This is a genomic window from Sporomusa acidovorans (assembly GCF_900101845.1).
GTDB lineage: Bacteria > Bacillota > Negativicutes > Sporomusales > Sporomusaceae > Sporomusa > Sporomusa acidovorans.
On record NZ_FNAM01000077.1, the window covers coordinates 1 to 16,190 of the forward strand.

Below are 16,190 nucleotides of genomic sequence, written 5' to 3' on the forward strand. Positions count from 1 at the left end.
AGGCGAAGTGAGAATGTGTGTAAGTCGCTTAGTTAGAGCGGAGCGATAACATCCTAAATAAATGTTTTAGCTCTGAACTAACAACCAGTATCTAAATGAGCAAACTTTCTTCTGTGATAGTTTTGAGGGAATGTATGGAAGGTTTTAGTAGTTCTTTTCGAACAAACGAACCTCGAACATTCGACTCACGAATACATTCCTCGATAGCTCAGTTGGTAGAGCAATCGGCTGTTAACCGATCGGTCGTAGGTTCGAGTCCTACTCGGGGAGCCATTTTATCGCGGGATGGAGCAGTTGGTAGCTCGTCGGGCTCATAACCCGAAGGTCGCAGGTTCAAGTCCTGCTCCCGCAACCATAAGCAGCGAACCATCTTGTCGCGAGCCGATAGGCGAAGCGACGATATGAGTGAGTCCCTAGTTCTGACATTAGCGATGAACATCCTCGAATTATCTACATGGTGGCTGTGGTGAAGCGGCTAACACGCCGGATTGTGGCTCCGGTATTCGAGGGTTCGAGACCCTCCAGTCACCCCAGATCTATTTTATCGTACTCATATAATTAAGGCAGAAGTTTATCACAAAAGATAAATTTCTGCCTTAGTTTTAGTTATATAACGTTTAAGCAATTGATACGAAGTAAGATTTCACTACAAAGATATTGACAGTACATGGGGTGTACTGATATTATAGACATAATTGAAATATGTTTTTTCCGATAGAGGCGCGGCAGAGCAAGAGTAAGTATGGAGAGTTGGCAACGATGAGCATACTGAAAGGGGCTGACCGCCGAAGTGAAAGCTTTTGCCAGGAGCTTTTGCTGGTCTTGCATTGAATAAATGTAAGACTGTCACCTGAAAGTTAGGTGGAGCGCTATCTTGCACAGCGGACGAGAATAATTTCTTGTTTTTAAGCAGTTTGCGGGAATTAGTGCAAACTGCTTTTGCTTTTTCAGATGGAAGAGATTGAAGGCTAAAGCTTTGCCAGCATTTTGAAATTTGTTATGAGCAAAAGTTTTATTGCATAATTTAGTGATTAACCGAAGGGTAGGCGAAATAAATGGCTGAAAAAAGATTACCATTTACAAAAGAACAATTGGCAGAAGTAATCAAGCAATACCCCACTCCGCTTCATATTTATGATGAACAAGCTATTCGGCAAAATGTCCGTGGACTAATGAAAGCTTTTGCTTGGGCACCTGAATTTAAAGAATATTTTGCGGTAAAAGCTACTCCTAATCCGTATATTTTGAAACTATTAAAGGAAGAAGGGTTAGGGGCTGATTGTAGTTCTCTGCCGGAACTCATTTTGGCAGAAAAAGCAGGTTTGCGTGGGGAAGAGATTATTCTGACTTCTAATGACACTCCGGCTATTGAGTTTAAAAAGGCACGGGAATTAGGAGCAATCATTAATCTCGATGATATTAGTCATATTGATTATTTAGATAAGCATGTTGGAATTCCTGATATGATTTCCTTCCGTTATAATCCTGGCCCTCTCAGGGAAGGCGGCAACTCAATTATCGGTAATCCGGAAGAGTCTAAATATGGGTTGACTCGTAAGCAGCTTCTGGATGCGTACCGGGTCATGCAGGCTAGAGGCGTTAAACGATTTGGTATTCATACTATGGTTATTTCTAATGAACTCGATCCCAATTATTTTGTCGAAACCGCCAACATGATGTTTGATCTTATTGTTGAGATTTACCGGACACTTGATATTAAAATCGAGTTTGTTAATTTTGGTGGAGGAATTGGTATTCCTTATCGCCCCGAACAGGAACCTGTCGATCTGAATGTAATCAGTCAGGGAATTAAGAAGGCCTATGAGGTTAAGATTGCGGCTAACGGCTTGGCACCGCTAAAAATCGCCATGGAGTGCGGCCGGATGGTTACTGGCCCGTATGGGTATTTGGTTTCAACAGTTTTGCATAAGAAAGAGATTTATAAGAATTATGTAGGTCTTGACGCTTGTATGGCTAATCTCATGCGCCCGGCGTTATATGGCGCATATCACCATATTACAGTAATGGGTAAAGAAGATTGGCCACTGGGATATATTTATGATGTTACCGGATCCTTATGTGAAAATAACGATAAGTTTGCCGTTAACCGAAAATTGCCGATGATAGACATCGGGGATGTGCTGGTTATTCATGATGCAGGCGCTCATGGACACGCCATGGGTTTTAACTACAACGGAAAGCTGCGCTCTGCCGAATTATTGCTTAAACCAGATGGCAGTATTGAACTGATCCGCCGGGCAGAAACCATTGAGGATTATTTTGCCACACTAGATTTTTCAGGACTTGAAAAATAAACCAGGGAATATCGAAAAAGTTCACCTAAAATAGAGGGTGAACTTTTTCTTAATCTCAGTAATTCCAAAATTAATGTGAGTGAAACTGCCAAATATAAATAGAGTAACAGCTGCTTTTGGTGGAGTTGACTGAGGACGATAAATTTCTTATTCTATAATAAAGGTATATAAAAAATGTACACATCAATATGCTTGTTCTTCCCAATTTAGATACTTCTGCTACTGTAATGAATTCCAAGTTATCCCAGGGTAATTTAGTGGTTGGGAGAGGGATTGGATATGAAACACGGCAGTCGCATTGGAATTATTGTAGTGGGATTTATTATTACCGATCAGTTTTACACGGCCGTTAATTTTCGTATGTTGGTCATAGCTGCCTGTATTTTAGTATTGGTTTGGTCCGACTTCAAGCGATTACTAATAAAACAGTATGTACGGTTGGTTCGCGCTATTAGATTTTTATTTACTCCGTCCAAACATTTTTGAAAAATAACTTCATGTAGGAACGTTATTATACCGGGAGGTAAGAAGTTTGCGCGATTTAAGCAAGATGTTAGCCGGTATTGAGGAGAACTTTGCTATACCGACCAGCTTAATGAAAACAATTGCTACCCAGTTTAAAGAGGCTATGGCGGATGGTCTGACTGGTAATCCAAGTTCGTTAAAAATGTTGCCGTCCTTCATAGGTCCCCCTACAGGACGGGAACAAAAGAGGGTAGTGGCGGTCGATTTTGGCGGTACAAATGTGCGGGTACTGCTGGTTGAACTGACTGGCCTGGGGCAGACACGTATTATCAAAAAGCATTGTTTCCCATTAAAGGATAAGCAGGCTCATTATGACTATACAGCGGCATCTTCATCCGGGTTGCAGTTATTTGATTTTATAGCGGAGAAAATCGCGGAAGTTGCTCCCCGCAAGGATAAAGTATATCCATTGGGCCATACATTTTCTTTTCCCTGCCGTCAATATGGCGTTAACGAAGCGGAACTGATCAGTTGGACCAAGGAGATTAAGACAGCTGGCGTAGAAGGTCGGGATGTTGGACAATTATTGGCAGAAGCATTAAAACGTAAGGGTGTAGATTATGTCACATCACAGGCCGTGATTAATGATACTACAGGTACTTTGCTGGCGTCTGCCTACCATGACAATACTACTGATATTGCTGCAATTTGCGGTACCGGGCATAATAGCTGCTATATTGAATCCCGCTATTCTTTAACAGGTAAGCCTATGATCATTAATATGGAATCCGGTAATTTTAATAAAGTTAATCAGACAAAGTATGACCTATGTTTGGACCAGGCTAGTGAAAAACCAGGTGCACAGCGTCTGGAAAAGATGGCATCAGGCCAGTATTTAGGCGAAATTGTCAGGCTTATTATCAGGTCTTTAGTCCAGGAAGGTTATATGAACGGAGATGCTCGCGCATTAAGTTACCCCTATTCCTTACCTACGGAGGATCTCTCAGCAGTTCTTGCTGACACAACCCCAGGCTTGGAGGTTATAGCTGAAATAACCGCTGGACGGTGGGGGTTAGGTAATCTAACTATAGATGAGCTTAGAGTACTGCGGATGGTTGCCAGAGTCGTTGCTGTACGGTCCGCTCGTTTGGTAGCCTCTACTTGGGCAGGTGTGTTAGGCAGGATTGATCCGGAACTTAGTCGGCGTCACAGTATAGCTGTTGATGGCTCCCTGTACGAAAAGATGCCAGGGTATGCTGGCTTTTTAACGCAGGGAATGATTGATTTTTTTGGCACAAAAGCCGAACAGATTACTATAAAACTAAGTAAAGACGGTTCGGGAATTGGTGCTGCGATTGCGGCCGCTATAGTATATAATGAAATAATTGAAAGGATAATTTAGGGTTGTTTTTCTGGTCACCATTGATTTTGATAAAAAAAGAGGATACAATCAGGATTTTATGTTGACATTTTTCGATATGCATACTATAATAATCAAGTAGCAAAAAACTGAATGACTCCGTAGCTCAGCTGGATAGAGCGTTTGACTACGAATCAAAAGGCCGCAGGTTCGAATCCTGCCGGGGTCGCCATAGATATTTCAAAGGTTTTACGATACTTTCGTAAAGCCTTTTTTGTCGTTTTTATAGCAATTTGACAACAACGCGGCCGAATTGCTTTTTGTAATTTTTCATTGCAGTGGTGTTTCATGGTCGGTCGGGGCAGCCGGAAAGGAAGAATTGAGCCATAAGGCGATTTTTTCCTGGCCGCCGGATATCCTGTGGGTGTAGACATTGAGAAGCATTTGGGTCGTGCTGTGGCCGAGCCGGTACTGGGCGTCCTTGATGCTGACGCCGTTTTCCGAAAGCCGGCTGGCATGGTCATGCCGGAGTTTATGAAACGTGATTGTGAGATTCGCCTGTTGAGCGATCTTCTGAAATTGTTTGGACCAACGACGTGGGTCCTGTAGTTTACCATTGAGGTCGGGAAATACCAGATCGTTGTTTTCCCAGGTTTTTTTGTTAGCCCGGATAAATAGTTTTTGCCGCTCCTGGTGTAGCCGGATTTGCTGCATGGTGACTTCCGGCAAGGGCAGGACGCGCTGACGGGCGTCTGTTTTGGTATCATCGAGTTTGGTGCCGTTGTCGGTGATGCTGGCGGCCCGGCGGATGCTGGCGGTATCGGTGCTGAAATTAAAGTCTATCCACTTTAATCCCAACAGTTCGGAGCGGCTGATGCCGGTGGCCCATTCCAAAGACAGGGCGGTATACATTTCTTCATCCTGTTCAGCAGCCGCGAACAGGTTCACCCATTCCAGCTGTGTCAGCGGTATAAATTCCTTGCGCCGCTTCTTGGGCAGCGAGACTGTTTTAAACGGCAGCCGGTGCAGGATTTCCTCATGAAAGGCTTTGTTCAAGGCAATGCGCAGGACGGCAAAGGTAAGTTCCGCCAGGCGCGGGCTGCCGCCGTTATCTTTAATCTGATTGACCATATGCTGAATATCAATCCCCCTGAGTTTTTGCAGTTTGATGTCGCCTACGAGCGGCAGGATGTGGGTTTCGACGACCGAGCGGTAGCCGGCGTAGGTATTTTCCCGGACGCTGGCTTTAGCGTAGATGGTCAGCCATTTTTCCATCCACTGGCCGACGGTGATTCTATCGGCGTCGATGTAGACAGGCCCTTTGCGTTGTTCGAGCAGGGCCTCTTTCTTTTGGAGTACTTCGCTTTTGGTTTTGCCGTAGTAGTATTTGCGGATCACTTTGCCGGTCTTATGGTCCCGCCCGAGCATGATCGAGAGCATCCAGCGGCCGTCGGACCGTTTGCAAATAGTTCCTTCGCCATTGGACCGTTTTGCCATGAGCACACACCACCTTACAATTTGTTCGGTGGCAAGGGCGGCTGTGCACTGTTGTTGTATAACCCGTTGCCACCGCATGCGGTTTGCAACGAATTACAGGCACAGCCTAGCTTGATTGGGCAGTCAGGCCGTGAATGGCGTCAGTCCCTTTGCTTTTAGCGGGCAGGTCCTTACCCATCGAGCGACCATACTGTCGTTGATAAATACTGCCTTTGCCATAGTTGCTTTGTTTCATATCACACCTCCTTTGTTGACGATTGCTCCGGTCATTTGCCGCAGGGCTTGTCCCCCTGTTATGGCGGCGTCCCGGAGGCACGCAGGCTGCTTGCCTCATGCGCCATGTTCACACACCATCCTTTGTTTCCTTAGCTTTTTTCGGAAGCGAGAAGATTTACTCCTAAGAGTAAATAGATACTGCCACAAACTTTGTTCATCACATTTGTCCTTTTACGCAGAAACGTGGTGACCTTGGCCGAAAAATAGACTACGCACAGCAGCCAGAGCGCACCGGTAACGATGAAGGTTATCCCTAAGATTAAAAAGGGAATCATCCTATAGCTGTTTTGCGGATCAATAAACTGCGGCAGGAAAGAGAGAAAGAAAAGAGCTACTTTGGGATTCAGTACATCAATGATTAACCCCTGCCAAAAGGTATCTTTAGGAGACATTGCCGCGTTCGGTTGTGCAGCCGCCAAATTATCTTTTGCCAGTAGCATGGTAACACCGAGATAGCCAAGGTAGACAGCGCCCGCTAGTTTGACCATCATAAAAACCAAAGCGGAATGCGCTAAAATAACAGATAATCCTAGTGCCGCAAGTACAGTATGGATTACGCAGCCGGCACTGGTGCCCAGTACAGAGTAAATACCTGTCATACGTCCCTGCGCAATGCTTCGGCTTAACACGTAAATCGTATCTGACCCCGGCGTAATATTGAGAATAATGGAAGCAATAAGGAACATTTCGTAATGAATAATACCAAACATGTAAATCCCTCCATAATGTAACCAATCATTTTATTGTATGCTGCAATATCGCGTCATTCGTTTCACGACTTATCAATATGTATTCTGTAAATCAATGATCCGAATACCTCTTTATATAGGTCTGGAAAAGGCGGCCGCCACTCGGCCGCTTTTTCATTTCCGGCGCTTGCCGCCGGGATACAACATATTGCGAATCCACCGGTTAACCAGGGACAACCTTGTCTTTGTCTTCAGCTTTTAAGGCTGCCACGATCTTTTCGATGACGGCCCGGTCGGCTGGTGACAGGCTGGCAATGTCTTTGGCCAGATCGGTCACGTCGGCTGGCAGGGACACAACATCCGAGTCGAGGCCAAGTAAATGATCGGTTGAAACTTTTAAGATGACAGCCAGACGGGCCAGTGTCTCGCCGTCCGGTTCGGTCCGGCCCCGTTCCCAGCCGGCCACTGTGGACTGATTGCCGGCGCCGATGGCCTCGGCCAGAGCGGCCTGGGACATATGGAGCTGTTCACGGGCGGCGCGCAGGCGTTTTCCTAGTTCTTTGCTCATGTTTTTTCACACACCATCACATTTTATTTGCACACACTAAAAAAGAGCTGCTACCCACATTGTACTCAGTACATTGCGATTTGTAAATATAAAATTGAAAAATGTATTGAAAAATAGTAAAGCCTCACCTATAATTATTACATAATGCAATGTTAATATTGCAATGATCAGTTTATGGGAGGGATTGTTTATGACAAACACCAAGCTGGTGGTTACGGTCAAGGAGTTTGCGGCCATGACCGGTATCGGTCAGAACCGGGTGCGGGAGTTTTGCTATTTGCCGGATTTTCCGGCGTCGAAAGAGGGGAACCGTTTTATTATTCATGTGGAGGCCGCCAATGAGTGGCTAAGGCGGCGGACCAGCGCCAAGACAGGTGTGGATACGGCCGGTTTAAAGCGCATCCTGCCGTGAAAGGGCACCGGAAACAAGCTGTCTTTAACCGGTGGAAGTGGGCGGGGCCATGAATTACATTACCGAGCTCAATGCATTTTATGCCCGGCTTTTAGTGCGGCCGCTGTCGAGTGAGGCCCAAGCTCTGTGGAATGTGTTGCTGCATCTGTTCAACCGGGCCGGATGGCCGCCCCGGCTGACGCTGGCGGCCAGTACGCTGCTGGGCTTTCTGGGTTACAGCTATGCGACGTTGTCGCGGGCCAGGAGTGAGTTGGTGGCGGCCGGGTTGCTCGTTCATACGCCCCGCCCAGGCCGGCTGGCACCGTATTATGAACTGCAAGCATTAAGTGGTAAGGTTGTGGATAAATCTGTTGATAACCCTGTGGATAAACCGCATCTGGCATTGGTGAAGCCTATTTACCAATCATAATGAATGGCAAATGGAATGGCAAAACCGGTTTTGTCAATCATTATGATTGGCAACCTGATTACATTATTTAAACGTAAACTTTATTTATAAACGTAAACCAATAATAGTAGTAGAGCCTGTGACTATGTGGACAACAAGGGGGAGGACGGGCATGAATAAGGTCTTTCTGGTGGGAAGCATGTCCCCGGACATGGACATGCGCTATACCATGAGCGGCAAAGCGGTTTGCTCCTTTTCGCTGACCGTGGCCTTTAAAACCAAGGTGCGAGAGGAAACCGACGCGATTGACTGTGTCGCCTGGGATATGCTGGCGGAGCAGATCGGTCAGGAGGGGGAAGGCGGCCGCCGCGTGGCGATTGAAGAGCGACTTCATACCCGGCAGCTAGAAAGCGCAGACGGTCAGCGAAAGAAAGTGACCGAGGTGGTAGTCCGGGATATTGAGTTTTTGGACAGGCAGGGTCTGGCCCGGCCTGGTTAGCCAATCAGACAGAGGTGTTGTGTGATGGAAAGTAAGAGGTTGGCGGTAGCGATGCCGGAGCGGATGCACCGGGAACTGGCGAAGTTTGCGGCGTTGTTACCGGCAAAACCGCTCAAGAGCGGCCGGACGCGGGAATATAGCCTGGAGGACGCGCTGCTGCTGGCGGCTATGATTTATATTGATGACTACTTGTACCGGCAGCGGCAGAATGTGCCCTGGGCAGCGTTTCCTCTTCCCCTCCCGTTTCGAGGGAGGGGTCAGGGGTGGGTCCATAAACCCTGCCAGCCTGGTAAGCGAATAAGCACAGGGTGCAGTTTTTTAACAAACAATTAAGAAGGAGGGAAAAAGGATGGCTGATACCAGCACCAAGACGTTGGAACTAGTGTTTATCACCGAAGGCAACAAAGAGGTGACGGTGGTGGTTAAAGACCCCAAGGACGGTGTGACGGTGGCCGAAGCCCAAGCTGTGATGGCCACCATTATTGCCAAAAACGTATTTCCAGTACCAGCGGCGATCTGGTGACCTCCAAAGAGGCTCAAATCCGTCAGTTGGCAATTACCGAGTTAACCTAACAAATCAAAGGAGGCCCTGCAAAATGGAAGAACTGGCCCGTCTGACGGCGACCTACGGTTTTCCCATGGTAGTGGCCTTCTACCTTCTGGTCAGACTGGAAAAGCGCCTGACCGAACTGACCAACGCAATTAACCAGATGTGTAATTACGTCGAAAGGATGGAGGTCATGAAAAAATGATGCTGAAAACAGTGTATGGCCCGCCGCCGGCGAATGCGGAACGGATTGAGGCGGCGGAGCCAGAAGGCGAGAACTGCATTTGCGAAGAAACGAGCAAAAATGGTTCGGTTAAGCCCGAAAAGCATTTCGTCAAAGAGCATGACAACAGACTGCAACTGTCCGGGACATCCCGAGGATGATACTCCGGATAATAAAAGCTTAACCGTTAAGGGAAAAATGAATGCCTGTCAGGAATGGAGCAAAAATAATAAGACTGAGACAATACAGAATAGAACCGAAGCGTGCTACTCGGCATGTTTCGGTTCTTCCTATAAATCTGTAGTTAGTTTGCTTGTTTAAAGATTTGAACGGTAAGTCTGGAGAGTTTACCTCTGCAATTATAAATGATGATTAGGCATTTAGTGGACCGGGAAGTCCAGTTTTACCGGAATTATCGTCTATTCTGGCAGTGACGGCAATCTACCCTTTGCTTGCCATTTCTTTAGTACACAACTTACGCCGCTTAATTTAAAGCAGCCGTTGCAGGAAATACAGTTTGCCGGTTCCAGGTTTCCGGATTGCCACCGGTTAATTAAGTCGCTTTCACATATCAGCGGTCGGGAAAGAGCGAAATAATCAATATCGTTTTCATTTAAATATTTCGTCATTGACAATACGTCGCGATAGCCGCCTACGCCAATGACGGGAATGCGAATAAGTTGTTTCATTTCTGCAGTATACTTCAGAAAGTAGGGAGGCTCGCCTTTGGCTATTGTTCTTGAGAAGCCTTCATTCTGGCGGGATGAGGTACTGCCGCCGCTGATTTCCACAGCGGCTATTCCTATTTCCGCCAGCTTTTGGTAGACGTATTTACATTCTGCAAAAGTCAATCCTTGCTCCCTAAAATCTTCACAATTGATTTTAATTAAGACAGGATATTCAAGACCAACCTTTGCCCGTATTTTCTGATAGGTCTCTATAATCATTCTGCTGCGGTTTTCTATGCTTCCACCATATTCATCGGTGCGTCGATTACAATAGGGAGTTAAAAATTGGCTTAGCAGTGTTTCGTGGCCTGCATGAATTTGTACGCCGTCAAAGCCTGATGCTTTTGCCCGGAAAGCCGCTTCCGCGAACGCTTCCTGCAATACTATAATATCTTCCTGTGTCATCGCCCTGACGGCAACGTTGTTATGTCCCGCTTCTTTTAGCACACTGGGCACCCAGAAGACTTTACCAGGCACAGCAGATAAAATTTTCTGAAATCCTACACTGACGAGTTGAACGATTATGTTTGCTTGATATTGATGAACCATAGCAGTCAGTTGCTTGTACTCATTAAGGAAAGAATTATTAAAAATTCCCATTTGGGTGGGCAGTCGGTCCGAGTCACAAACGGCTGCCGCATCGGTAATAATCGTTCCGACGCCGCCTTTAGCCAAATCTTCGTATACTCGAAGCAACGCTTCTGTCATATGGCCGTGTTTGTCAGCAGTACCATAATTTGTAGCGGACCGTATAAAGCGGTTTTTTAGTGTAAGACCGTTAAGCTCTGTTTGATCAAACAATGATTTCATGGTATCCCTTTTTAATGCGGGGATTAGAGGCAGCTATAGGACGAAAGGTATGATGTAAGGTGCCTTTTGGGTTGAATAGAATTGCATTTCCCTGGTTAGTGGTTTAATCTCATCCTTTTCCAAGCAATTATTCAATGAGTAGTGCATAAGTGTAGCAGCGAATAGGATATGCTGTATTCTGTTTGCTGCTATTAGTGTGTTGCGGTGATAAATCAAAATCAATTGATTATTGGAATTTACAACTATATTGTTCAATAAAGGTACGATTACCGCCAAGAAGCTTGATGAGTGTTTTAGTCTACCCGGACAATCTACCGGGATATTGATGTGCTCTTCTTCGTTAGGATTACCTGTGTACAAGAATAAAGGCAATGGCAACGATAGCCAATTTCTGCAAATTGCACGCAAGAAAGCGCAAACCTGTTGCTGCCGGTCTAGGCGGGGGAGGCAGAAAACTTCCGTACGCTTGCCCCCGGGCTGTCGGGGGAACGGGACCACAGCGGCTGGCCCCGCACGCTGCGCGGGGCCCCGGCAGGACACTCCGGCCGGACCGGCCGCCAAACCACTGGCCGACCCAGCCGGGCGTCCCGACGGCCGCCGGAAACGAAAAAACGCTCCACCGGGCCACCTGCCGCCACTCGCCTGGCCGGGAGGTAGCAGCCGTTCGTTCCCTGCCGCGGCCGCGCCCGTCCCGCCCCGTGGACACCAAAAGCACGTGTCCACTCTTCGTCCTCCCTTCCCCCCAAACCCCCCGCTAAGGAGCGGCCGAACAAATTGGGGGGTACGCAGCCGCGGCAGGGCCCTTCACTAGCCGGGAGGCATTCAGACGGCGGCAGCAGACGGCCCGGCTCCGCTAGACGAACCCACCCCCTGCCCCCCTCCCGACGAACAAACGGGAGGGGGAACCGGCGTTACATGACTGCGTACCAAATAAGACGGCTTACCATGAGCAGCCACCAAACCCTTGTGGCCGCACATCGTAAGCTTGTTTTGGTTGCTATAGTCAGGCTGGCAGAGAAGCGCACCGGCCACGTCGGCCAAACCCGCGCCGCCGCGCCCCGTGCGACGGGCCTGCCGGCAGCAAGGGAGCTGCGAACTGCGCGGCGGGGAAAATAAAAAGACCGCCATCATCAAATGAAGGCGGTACTATAAAGGCAAAGCTAGAAGCAGATATTTATTTTTTGATCTGGAAGAATATGCTATAATAATCGTACAGGCTGTCTGGGAACGGTTAGCCACACCCTTTTTAGAAAGGGGGTGGTAATGTGTCAACATTTGAGGCAATGTACCTAATGGTCGCATTCGCAACACTTGTTGTGCTCATGGCAACAATAGGTAAGGGACGTCCGCGCACGCATTTATGCGCCGTTCGGCGTCCCTTTTCCCTTGTTTCGCACCGTACGTGAGACTTTCGCCTCATACGGCGCTCCATCAAAACCTTATGACTTTCCAGGGACAGCTTTTCTCTCATCCTTGTAATTTTGCGGTTGAACTTCGCAGAACCTTGTGGCGGCACAGTGGAATGTATGGTGTTATGACAGGATATACAGATACTGGCTAAATTCGATACCCGGTTTAGCATATAGGCAGGTAATTGAGGACGGACATGATGGAAATCAATATCATTTTGGGCCAATTGTTTTCCGCAGATTCTGCATTTTCCCTTATCCCGGTTAAAAGCATAAGCACGGTTGAGAAAATACTCGAATGTATAAAGAGAATTGTGCTGACCATACAATTGCTTTTGCCTGAGATGACCCGCAAGCCATTCATCTTTGCGGGGAAGCAGGGAAGCTTTCCCGGTGCGCTGCTGATATAACCTGCGTCCTTGCTGCGTATAAGGTGTTTCTTTTTGGTTTTTTAGCTCGGGGTTCTTCCAGCGGCAAAACAGCAAAGATGTCAGTCCAATAACCTGATCGTTTATGAAGACGGCCGGTATGTGGCTATGAAAATTTTGATGCACCTTGATCAGATTGGTAGTTTGATTGGCCGGGGTCTTCTTGGCGCCCAGCTTGTACATTTCCCGGTAAGACAGATATCCCAGATTCCATGCATATTTCTTCATCGCGGCGACGACTTGGGTAGCCGTTTGATAGTAGTTGATAATACCCCGTATTTGTAAGTAAACCCCAGGAAATCAATTGATTTCTTTCTGAGGTTAGTAAGTTTGGTCTTTTCTTCCGATAAGGTCAGCTTAAACTGAGCGGCCAGCTTACGTTGGATAATTTGCTTCCATTTTTCGGCGTTACCCTTCGTATCGGTAATCAACACCCAGTCGTCACAATAGCGGATTAAATACGCTGGCTTTAACCGGCTGCGCAGTTTCAACGCCCGCATGCGCCCCCGGGTGTAGGCATAATGTGTTTTGGTATGCTTGTTTTCCCAGGACTTAGCGATGAACCAGTCGAAACTATTGAGGTAAACATTGGCCAGCAGTGGTGAAATAATTCCACCCTGCTGAGTACCCATAGGGTTTACCGTAACTTCGTTCATGACTCCGGCTTTGAGCATCTGCTTGATGATCATGAGGACGCGGCAGTCACGAATACCCATATGCCAAAGCTGCTTAATCAATTTGGTATGGTTAATGGTATCAAAATATTGTTTGATATCGCCTTCTACAACCCAGGAATGTCCTGTATTGTGTACCAGGGTAGTTGTGCGGGCCATAGCCATGGCAGTATCACGGTAGGGGCGAAATCCGTACGAATGTGGGAAAAATTGTGCTTCCAGAATAGGTTCTAGTATCATACGGACGCATTCCTGGACCACCCGGTCCGTTGCTGTTGGAATGCCTAGCTTGCGCATTTGATTTGAACCTGGTTTGGGAATGGATTGCCTGCGTATTGGCTTTGGATGATAATTTTCCAATGATTGTTGAATTGTCCGAATTACCTGTTGGTAGGGGAGTTCTAACAGATTCCGCATGGTAATCTGATCGATTCCGGCTGTGTCTGCGCCTTTGTTGGCTTTGATGTTGTGAAAGGCCGTCTCAATGGTAACGATGATGAGATCAATTCCAGCAGGCTGTGAAATTTGGGCAGCTTGTTTTGTTCCAGAGCTGCTTTTGTATTCGCATACAATTGGTCTAAAATGTGTTGTAATCCCGCTTCATCGGTGGGGGGTTTAAGGATGGGATAGTCAGATTGTTGTTCCAGGCCGGCATTCTCCTTTCTATGGATTGTGCCTGCCGGTTTCATGTCAGGTATGGTCCACGCCTTCCCTGACAGGCTGTTTGAAAAGTTGCATAAGGATTGACTATGCCCCTTTGCTCCACGGTCATTACTCCGTTTCATCACTACTACGGGCTGCCGCCCTCCGAATGCGGTAAGCATTTCCTCTTACCTAGAGACATCCGCTGGTATCGGCGTTGGCATTCTCTTTCGAAGTTCCACTGTTTCTTGCACTCCTGCTTTGCATACGACGTTAGTTCCTTCCTTTAACCCGCCAATCGTTTCTTTGCCCGCAACCGGGGGGCGCGAAACTTTATGCCTTTGCTGGTATAAAACAGCGATGAAGTTTTACCTCTTCATCGCCACGATTGGGCTCCACTGGGGAGTAGATTCCTTCATTTAGAAATCTCATTTCTTACGAGCCGTGCATACGGAAGTTCCTGGTGTGTAAACATGGTCGTTTTATAGCCCCCCGACTACTTTGCTAACCGCTTCGCAGGTCTACGTTTCGCCGACTTCACCGGGCTTCGCACCTTATGTGGATACCTCACATAACGCACGCCGGAGTATTAGGGACGGTCTGCCGGTATTCAGTCCGTTACAGGGTTTTCTCCTGTTTGTTAGAGTACAAAATTCGGATTGTCTTTCTTCCGCTTGATTTTATTGCTCATTTCTGAGCAGATTGTTCAAGAACAGTGCGCACATAAAAAAGGAATAACCGCCCTCTTGCTAAGGTTTGCGGTTATTCCTTAATAACTAAGAATCTGGGCTAACCGTTTCCGGTTAGGCAACCTGTGGGGGCTGGCGTGCTTGCAACACGTCAGTCCTTTTCTTATATTATACCCATTGGAATAAAAATATGCAACCGGTCAGGAAAAATCCTGTCTGTTGGGCTTTCGTTTACTTGCAATTCGCTTGAAATGAGCTATAATTATTAATAGGTGGAAATTAAAAAGTCGCCGTGACCCGGAAGTGTAGCGAGCACTCCCTCGGCACGCGCAGGTGAATCGAGCACCTACACGTAACAGACAAGCTGTCCACGACGACATTTCTATTATACAATGCCGCCCGCGTAAGCACAAGCGAGGCGCTGGGTATAACGGAGATGACGGCAGGGCAAGAGCTGACTGTGCGACATGCAACAGGAGATTAAGCCTATTTCTGATACATTGTCAACGGAAAGACAAGCGTTCGCTTACATATTTTATTGACCGCTTTTCTGTTGAAGGCCAGGTCGTGACCTGGCTTGTTGGTATTGGAATTTAGCAGACGACGAAGCAAAGCGCATGTGTAGGGGTAACAGCCTCGCATGCGCTTTTTAATTTCCCCCTGTAAAAAAGCTGCGGCAGCACTAATGGGTATGCTGTAAGCCGCAGCAAAGTATAGGGGGGCTTTGTCGTGTTTAATAGTATTTTAAACCAGGCGTTTGAGCAGTACGTCCTTGACAGAGTGGATGATATCCTCAGTATAGCCGGTGTTGCTGATGTAAAGTACAAGCAAGTCGTGAAAGATGCCGGGGCTGTACTAGAAAAGCTTATGGAAATTGGCCGCGAATTGGAAGAACAGCATCCCGAATTGCTTCGTCTGGTTATGGAGTATGAGGCCGCCACTAACATGGAATCCGGACTAGCGGCTGAAATAGTCTACCGGGAAGGTATTCGGGATAGCTGCAGAGTACGTCAGGAAGTCGCCAATTTTATGCAGAGAGAGGGACACCGGGATAGGCTCTTTGTCCCGATAAGATGAGTAAAGGCGCAGATATTTGACCCCGTTTTGGCTCATATTTCCAATTGAAAGACTCGTGGGGGACGGTACTGATGATTCGTTCGTCCTAGTTTAAAACGAATCGTTGGAAGAACAAAATCGCTCAGTCGCGATGGCTAAAGATTTTTCAACAAAAGAATAAAAAAACAGTAAAAAGTATGTCTTCTATGGTATTGTTTAATCGCCAAACCAAACAATCCAAAGGAAAGCATACTTTTTACTTTTATGATTATATCATACGCAAAAACCAAGAAGCTAGGGGACGTTCTTCTTGCTTCTCTTCTAAAATACTTTAACGAAGCAAAATGAACGTCCCTTCACTTCTTTAAAGACTTATAACCCTTGAAAAGATAAATCAGGCTGAACTTTTTTGGTAATACTGGTGCTAAAATAATTATGGGGAACCGGACTAATTTCGGCGATAACAGTTTGAGCAGCTAAGGTATCTACACCTGGTATAGAGTCTAGCTGTTCCA

At 46.9% G+C, this 16,190-nt stretch carries 20 protein-coding genes, 4 tRNA genes and 1 riboswitch; of the genes, 15 read left to right on the top strand and 9 right to left on the bottom strand.

The window, feature by feature from the left end:
- Positions 1 to 197: 197 nt before the first annotated feature.
- From BLR65_RS27220 to BLR65_RS27250, 7 genes are all read left to right on the top strand, one after another.
- Positions 198 to 273, top strand: a tRNA-Asn gene (locus BLR65_RS27220).
- A gap of 6 nt (positions 274 to 279) precedes the next feature.
- A tRNA-Met gene (locus BLR65_RS27225) sits at positions 280 to 355 on the top strand.
- 102 nt (positions 356 to 457) lie between these two features.
- Positions 458 to 533: transfer RNA gene (locus tag BLR65_RS27230), tRNA-His, on the top strand.
- Between the two features lie 174 nt (positions 534 to 707).
- Positions 708 to 880: riboswitch (Lysine riboswitch) on the top strand.
- 175 nt (positions 881 to 1,055) lie between these two features.
- Entirely contained in the window at positions 1,056 to 2,315 is a 1,260-nt protein-coding gene (locus tag BLR65_RS27235) for a diaminopimelate decarboxylase family protein (RefSeq protein WP_093797743.1), read from the top strand.
- Between the two features lie 279 nt (positions 2,316 to 2,594).
- Positions 2,595 to 2,801, top strand: a complete 207-nt coding sequence (locus tag BLR65_RS27240) for a hypothetical protein (RefSeq protein WP_093797745.1) — start codon at positions 2,595 to 2,597, stop codon at positions 2,799 to 2,801.
- Positions 2,802 to 2,847: 46 nt separating this feature from the next.
- Positions 2,848 to 4,182, top strand: coding sequence for a hexokinase family protein (locus tag BLR65_RS27245; protein ID WP_093797747.1), 1,335 nt, complete (start codon positions 2,848 to 2,850; stop codon positions 4,180 to 4,182).
- Between the two features lie 113 nt (positions 4,183 to 4,295).
- Positions 4,296 to 4,372, top strand: a tRNA-Arg gene (locus BLR65_RS27250).
- 98 nt (positions 4,373 to 4,470) lie between these two features.
- Here BLR65_RS27250 and BLR65_RS27255 read toward each other — a convergent pair.
- The 4 genes from BLR65_RS27255 to BLR65_RS27265 all read right to left on the bottom strand — a co-directional run bounded on the left by BLR65_RS27255 (position 4,471) and on the right by BLR65_RS27265 (position 7,170).
- On the bottom strand, positions 4,471 to 5,637 hold the full coding sequence (locus BLR65_RS27255) for a tyrosine-type recombinase/integrase (protein WP_169716871.1): 1,167 nt from the start codon (positions 5,635 to 5,637) through the stop codon (positions 4,471 to 4,473).
- Between the two features lie 106 nt (positions 5,638 to 5,743).
- Complete coding sequence (locus tag BLR65_RS31545; RefSeq protein ID WP_255451394.1) at positions 5,744 to 5,872, bottom strand: hypothetical protein; 129 nt, start codon at positions 5,870 to 5,872, stop codon at positions 5,744 to 5,746.
- Between the two features lie 130 nt (positions 5,873 to 6,002).
- On the bottom strand, positions 6,003 to 6,623 hold the full coding sequence (locus tag BLR65_RS27260; RefSeq protein ID WP_093797751.1) for a LysE family translocator: 621 nt from the start codon (positions 6,621 to 6,623) through the stop codon (positions 6,003 to 6,005).
- Positions 6,624 to 6,825: 202 nt separating this feature from the next.
- Positions 6,826 to 7,170 (bottom strand): helix-turn-helix transcriptional regulator, encoded by a 345-nt coding sequence (locus BLR65_RS27265; RefSeq protein ID WP_093797753.1) that lies wholly within the window; start codon positions 7,168 to 7,170, stop codon positions 6,826 to 6,828.
- Between the two features lie 190 nt (positions 7,171 to 7,360).
- On the opposite strand from BLR65_RS27265, the gene BLR65_RS27270 reads away from it, so the two are divergent.
- The 7 genes from BLR65_RS27270 (at position 7,361) to BLR65_RS27300 (ending at position 9,400) form a co-directional block, all read left to right on the top strand.
- Positions 7,361 to 7,582 (top strand): helix-turn-helix domain-containing protein, encoded by a 222-nt coding sequence (locus BLR65_RS27270; RefSeq protein ID WP_093797755.1) that lies wholly within the window; start codon positions 7,361 to 7,363, stop codon positions 7,580 to 7,582.
- Positions 7,583 to 7,631: 49 nt separating this feature from the next.
- Positions 7,632 to 7,991 carry a hypothetical protein gene (locus BLR65_RS27275; RefSeq protein ID WP_093797757.1) on the top strand — a complete coding sequence of 120 codons (360 nt, stop codon included), beginning with the start codon at positions 7,632 to 7,634 and terminating at the stop codon, positions 7,989 to 7,991.
- 151 nt (positions 7,992 to 8,142) lie between these two features.
- Positions 8,143 to 8,469: a single-stranded DNA-binding protein gene (locus BLR65_RS27280; protein WP_169716872.1), complete on the top strand. Its 327-nt coding sequence runs from the start codon at positions 8,143 to 8,145 to the stop codon at positions 8,467 to 8,469.
- A 24-nt stretch (positions 8,470 to 8,493) separates the two neighbouring features.
- On the top strand, positions 8,494 to 8,802 hold the full coding sequence (locus BLR65_RS27285; protein ID WP_093797761.1) for a hypothetical protein: 309 nt from the start codon (positions 8,494 to 8,496) through the stop codon (positions 8,800 to 8,802).
- A gap of 16 nt (positions 8,803 to 8,818) precedes the next feature.
- Complete coding sequence (locus BLR65_RS27290) at positions 8,819 to 8,992, top strand: DUF2922 domain-containing protein (protein WP_245693087.1); 174 nt, start codon at positions 8,819 to 8,821, stop codon at positions 8,990 to 8,992.
- Between the two features lie 73 nt (positions 8,993 to 9,065).
- Complete coding sequence (locus BLR65_RS27295) at positions 9,066 to 9,221, top strand: YvrJ family protein (protein WP_093797763.1); 156 nt, start codon at positions 9,066 to 9,068, stop codon at positions 9,219 to 9,221.
- Complete coding sequence (locus BLR65_RS27300) at positions 9,218 to 9,400, top strand: hypothetical protein (protein WP_093797765.1); 183 nt, start codon at positions 9,218 to 9,220, stop codon at positions 9,398 to 9,400. Before BLR65_RS27295 ends, BLR65_RS27300 begins: the two co-directional genes overlap by 4 nt.
- A gap of 258 nt (positions 9,401 to 9,658) precedes the next feature.
- Here BLR65_RS27300 and BLR65_RS27305 read toward each other — a convergent pair whose 3' ends face one another.
- The 5 genes from BLR65_RS27305 to BLR65_RS27325 all read right to left on the bottom strand — a co-directional run bounded on the left by BLR65_RS27305 (position 9,659) and on the right by BLR65_RS27325 (position 13,705).
- Positions 9,659 to 10,777, bottom strand: coding sequence for an NADH:flavin oxidoreductase (locus BLR65_RS27305; RefSeq protein WP_093797767.1), 1,119 nt, complete (start codon positions 10,775 to 10,777; stop codon positions 9,659 to 9,661).
- Between the two features lie 346 nt (positions 10,778 to 11,123).
- Complete coding sequence (locus tag BLR65_RS27310) at positions 11,124 to 11,483, bottom strand: hypothetical protein (RefSeq protein ID WP_143122673.1); 360 nt, start codon at positions 11,481 to 11,483, stop codon at positions 11,124 to 11,126.
- A gap of 116 nt (positions 11,484 to 11,599) precedes the next feature.
- Entirely contained in the window at positions 11,600 to 11,908 is a 309-nt protein-coding gene (locus BLR65_RS29295; protein WP_143122674.1) for a hypothetical protein, read from the bottom strand.
- Positions 11,909 to 12,023: 115 nt separating this feature from the next.
- A complete protein-coding gene (locus BLR65_RS29300; protein ID WP_176772817.1) occupies positions 12,024 to 12,842 on the bottom strand; it encodes an HNH endonuclease in 819 nt (272 codons plus the stop codon).
- Positions 12,839 to 13,705, bottom strand: a complete 867-nt coding sequence (locus tag BLR65_RS27325) for a reverse transcriptase domain-containing protein (RefSeq protein ID WP_093797775.1) — start codon at positions 13,703 to 13,705, stop codon at positions 12,839 to 12,841. Before BLR65_RS27325 ends, BLR65_RS29300 begins: the two co-directional genes overlap by 4 nt.
- A gap of 1,643 nt (positions 13,706 to 15,348) precedes the next feature.
- On the opposite strand from BLR65_RS27325, the gene BLR65_RS27335 reads away from it, so the two are divergent.
- Positions 15,349 to 15,696 carry a hypothetical protein gene (locus BLR65_RS27335; RefSeq protein ID WP_093797779.1) on the top strand — a complete coding sequence of 116 codons (348 nt, stop codon included), beginning with the start codon at positions 15,349 to 15,351 and terminating at the stop codon, positions 15,694 to 15,696.
- Positions 15,697 to 16,190: the final 494 nt, after the last annotated feature.

What these genes read in the sequence shown, in the direction of transcription:
- BLR65_RS27235 (WP_093797743.1), top strand. Translation starts at nt 1,056, where the DNA reads ATGGCTGAAAAAAGATTACCATTTACAAAAGAACAATTGGCAGAAGTA.
- BLR65_RS27240 (WP_093797745.1), top strand. Translation starts at nt 2,595, where the DNA reads ATGAAACACGGCAGTCGCATTGGAATTATTGTAGTGGGATTTATTATT.
- BLR65_RS27255 (WP_169716871.1), bottom strand. Translation starts at nt 5,637, where the DNA reads ATGGCAAAACGGTCCAATGGCGAAGGAACTATTTGCAAACGGTCCGAC.
- BLR65_RS31545 (WP_255451394.1), bottom strand. Translation starts at nt 5,872, where the DNA reads ATGAAACAAAGCAACTATGGCAAAGGCAGTATTTATCAACGACAGTAT.
- BLR65_RS27260 (WP_093797751.1), bottom strand. Translation starts at nt 6,623, where the DNA reads ATGTTTGGTATTATTCATTACGAAATGTTCCTTATTGCTTCCATTATT.
- BLR65_RS27265 (WP_093797753.1), bottom strand. Translation starts at nt 7,170, where the DNA reads ATGAGCAAAGAACTAGGAAAACGCCTGCGCGCCGCCCGTGAACAGCTC.
- BLR65_RS27270 (WP_093797755.1), top strand. Translation starts at nt 7,361, where the DNA reads ATGACAAACACCAAGCTGGTGGTTACGGTCAAGGAGTTTGCGGCCATG.
- BLR65_RS27275 (WP_093797757.1), top strand. Translation starts at nt 7,632, where the DNA reads ATGAATTACATTACCGAGCTCAATGCATTTTATGCCCGGCTTTTAGTG.
- BLR65_RS27280 (WP_169716872.1), top strand. Translation starts at nt 8,143, where the DNA reads ATGAATAAGGTCTTTCTGGTGGGAAGCATGTCCCCGGACATGGACATG.
- BLR65_RS27285 (WP_093797761.1), top strand. Translation starts at nt 8,494, where the DNA reads ATGGAAAGTAAGAGGTTGGCGGTAGCGATGCCGGAGCGGATGCACCGG.
- BLR65_RS27290 (WP_245693087.1), top strand. Translation starts at nt 8,819, where the DNA reads ATGGCTGATACCAGCACCAAGACGTTGGAACTAGTGTTTATCACCGAA.
- BLR65_RS27295 (WP_093797763.1), top strand. Translation starts at nt 9,066, where the DNA reads ATGGAAGAACTGGCCCGTCTGACGGCGACCTACGGTTTTCCCATGGTA.
- BLR65_RS27300 (WP_093797765.1), top strand. Translation starts at nt 9,218, where the DNA reads ATGATGCTGAAAACAGTGTATGGCCCGCCGCCGGCGAATGCGGAACGG.
- BLR65_RS27305 (WP_093797767.1), bottom strand. Translation starts at nt 10,777, where the DNA reads ATGAAATCATTGTTTGATCAAACAGAGCTTAACGGTCTTACACTAAAA.
- BLR65_RS29295 (WP_143122674.1), bottom strand. Translation starts at nt 11,908, where the DNA reads ATGATGGCGGTCTTTTTATTTTCCCCGCCGCGCAGTTCGCAGCTCCCT.
- BLR65_RS29300 (WP_176772817.1), bottom strand. Translation starts at nt 12,842, where the DNA reads ATGAAGAAATATGCATGGAATCTGGGATATCTGTCTTACCGGGAAATG.
- BLR65_RS27325 (WP_093797775.1), bottom strand. Translation starts at nt 13,705, where the DNA reads ATGCGGAATCTGTTAGAACTCCCCTACCAACAGGTAATTCGGACAATT.